Origin of the sequence: uncultured Oscillibacter sp. (genome assembly GCF_910587525.1) — a bacterium.
Lineage (GTDB): Bacteria > Bacillota > Clostridia > Oscillospirales > Oscillospiraceae > Oscillibacter.
Genome location: NZ_CAJULS010000215.1, coordinates 1 through 2,769, shown reverse-complemented (window position 1 = coordinate 2,769; position 2,769 = coordinate 1). Strand labels below are relative to the sequence as shown.

Here is a 2,769-nt window from a genome sequence, read left to right as displayed (position 1 = left end):
TTCTTTCGAGATGGGCGAGGGATTGAACGCCACATTCAACCCTCGGGTCTTAGCTGCCCGGATGGCATAATCTACGTTGGAGATCTCGTTTTGGAGCAATATGTAGTCTCCGGGACAGAAATGGTCCAGGGCCTCATCGATCATCTTTGGTGTGATCTCCAAATTGGCCCCCCCGTAGATAATGATCGAGTTGGCTCCTGAATCGGCCAACTGAATAACGGCGTGGCCGCTGGGTTCTTCGACCTTATGAATCAGTGCAGTATCCACGCCGGAGTCCCGCAAGGTCTCCAGCAGTTCTTTTCCGTCTGATCCTACACAGCCGGCCATAAGGACATCCGCCCCTGCCCGAGCCAAGGCTACAGACTGATTCAAGCCTTTCCCGCCCTGCTTTGTTTCCAGTTCTTTGGCAGAGACCGTCTCGCCCTCCAGATTGATGTGGTCAACACTATAGACAAGGTCAATGTTTAACGATCCCAGAGATAAAATTTTCATCAGAGTCACATCTCCTGCTATAAATAAAGTGCGCGAATTATACGGCTATCCTGCACGGGAAACGATTTCCGAAAATTCTTTCTCGCAGAGTATGCCACAGGTAAATGTTTTCGTAAATACTTTTCTTAAAAATCATCGGTTTGTACAATATACAACGATAACATTTTGTCGATAATGACGAGCCCACAAGGGAGTATAAGCAAAAGCTGTGCCGTGGAGGAATTCTCTTCCACGGCACGTTTCTCTGCCTGTGACACGGTAATTAAATGAGTAAAAAGATGATGAACAAAGAGCAGGCGCTCACCGCATTGTTTATTGCCGCCGTGAGAGCAGGATCACAAAACAGGCCATACCGCAAATTTATATGGAATACATAAAATATGCGTCAATAGGCAGACAGGTTTCTACAATTAGATCAATAACCAGACAACTTCATTAAAATTTTCCCAAAAGTTGTTGAATCAGAAAAAGCTTTATGTTACATTCTCATTATACAGATGCTGGAAGATAACCGGGACCACATCTGACTAATTATGGAAAAGGAGCGAGATCATGAAAAGAAGAATTCTTAGCATTGCACTGCTTGCCGCCATGTGCGCGGCCCTGCTGGCGGGCTGCGGCCAGAAGTCCGCAACCTGGAAGGTCACCTGCCCCTGGGCGCCCTCCGGCGTAGCCGCCATGGTGAGCCAGCAGGCGGCAACCAAGTCCACCAGCTATTCCGACTCCATCACCCTGGTGGCCGAGGCCATCAAGGGCGACGCCGCCACCGTAAATACCTGGGTGGCCGACACCAAGGCCAACGATACCGAGCTGGTCTTCGTGGGCGAGGGCCTGCTGTCCATCACCTCCATCCTGGACCCGGCCAAGATGCAGTTCGGCTATGAGGACTTTGTGTTTGTGGAGAACCTGTATTCCTCCATCTTCGTCCTCTCCGCCGACGCCAAGCTGAACATCAGCAGCGTGGCCGATCTGGAGGCCTATGTCCAGCAGGGGACGGAGATCAGCGTGGCGGTCAACGGCGCCACCGGCTCCGAGGCCTTCCTGGCCGCGTCCCTGTTCGGCGCCATGGGCGCGGGCGACAAGCTGAAGCTGACGCCCTATCAGTCCGCCGCCGAGGCCGCCCAGGCCGTGGCCCGGGGCGAGACCCAGTTCGCCGTTTCCCACCAGTCCCAGATTCTGGAGACCTACCAGCAAAAGGGCGTAACTGTTGTCTGCGCCTTTGACGAGGGCAACATTGAAAACGGCCCCTTTGCCGGCGTAGAGGGCGTGGGCCAGCATGGCTATCCCTACTTCCGCAACCGCTGCTTCGTCATGGCCCGGGCCGGCACCGACGAGAAGAAAGTCGCCGAGCTGAAAGAGCTCTACGGCAAGATTCTGGCGGATGCAGAGGTCGTGGAGTGGCTCCAGGACACCATGCTGCTGGAAGTGGATACCATGTCCGTTGCGGACGTGGAAGCCCATGTGGAAAACGTGAAGAGCATCGTCAACGAATATAAGGACATCGTCGCGGGCTGATCGCAGCGATCCATACGGGGGAATGGGATAGGGCAGAGGTCCCGCCCATTCCCCCTTTTTATTCTCTGAATTTTGAAAGGAGGACCCCTATGAAGCAATGGGTAGAGCAGTTTAACGGCCGTATGGACGCCTGGGGCCGGAAGCTGCACGAAAAAGAAATCCGCATCCCCATTGACCTGGTTACCGGCCTGGCGTTCGCGCTCTTTGCCCTGGCAATCCTGCTGGTCATGCCGGACCAGGTGGCGGTTTCCGAGAAGGACGTGGTCAACGGCCGGGCGTTTCCCACCCTGCTGATGACGGTCATGCTTTTGTGCTGCGCCATGCTGATTGGCAAGGAGCTCTATAAGCTGGCCACAAAGCAGCCCTTGAATTGGAAGGTCATCAACATTCAGGTGGAAGCCAAGGCGCTGGCAATCCTGGGCATTTTGCTGGGCACCTATTTCCTCAGCAAGTGGACCGGCCTGTTCGTGGTAGGAGCGGTCTTCTGCTGCCTGGGCTTCCTGCTCTATTTCCGATGCCGGAAAAAATCCTACTATGTCATCACCCTGGTGATCGCGGTGGCCATCTGGGCGGCCTTCCGCTTTATCCTGGGCGTGGACTTTTAAGGAGGGAGGCTGCTTATGTTACAGTACATTGCCCCGGCCACCGGCCTGCTGTTTACCTTGGAAAACATCCTGTGGATCAACATCGGCGTGTTTATCGGTTCGGTTTTCGCGGCCATCCCCGGACTGAGCGTCATCCTGTGCGTGATTCTGTTCCTGC

At 54.4% G+C, this 2,769-nt stretch carries 3 protein-coding genes; 2 read left to right on the top strand and 1 reads right to left on the bottom strand.

Annotated features, from left to right (window positions below; genetic code table 11):
* On the bottom strand, positions 1-492 hold a 492-nt coding region (locus QZ326_RS12655), incomplete at its 3' end, for a PfkB family carbohydrate kinase (protein ID WP_295745858.1).
* A gap of 552 nt (positions 493-1,044) precedes the next feature.
* On the opposite strand from QZ326_RS12655, the gene QZ326_RS12650 reads away from it, so the two are divergent.
* Together QZ326_RS12650 and QZ326_RS12645 are read left to right on the top strand one after the other, a co-directional pair.
* Positions 1,045-2,007 (top strand): tripartite tricarboxylate transporter substrate-binding protein, encoded by a 963-nt coding sequence (locus QZ326_RS12650; RefSeq protein ID WP_295745855.1) that lies wholly within the window; start codon positions 1,045-1,047, stop codon positions 2,005-2,007.
* A gap of 89 nt (positions 2,008-2,096) precedes the next feature.
* A complete protein-coding gene (locus QZ326_RS12645; RefSeq protein WP_295745851.1) occupies positions 2,097-2,612 on the top strand; it encodes a tripartite tricarboxylate transporter TctB family protein in 516 nt (171 codons plus the stop codon).
* Positions 2,613-2,769 lie beyond the last annotated feature (157 nt).

Coding starts and splice junctions, on each gene's coding strand:
- QZ326_RS12645 (WP_295745851.1), top strand. CDS start 2,097: ATGAAGCAATGGGTAGAGCAGTTTAACGGCCGTATGGACGCCTGGGGC.
- QZ326_RS12650 (WP_295745855.1), top strand. CDS start 1,045: ATGAAAAGAAGAATTCTTAGCATTGCACTGCTTGCCGCCATGTGCGCG.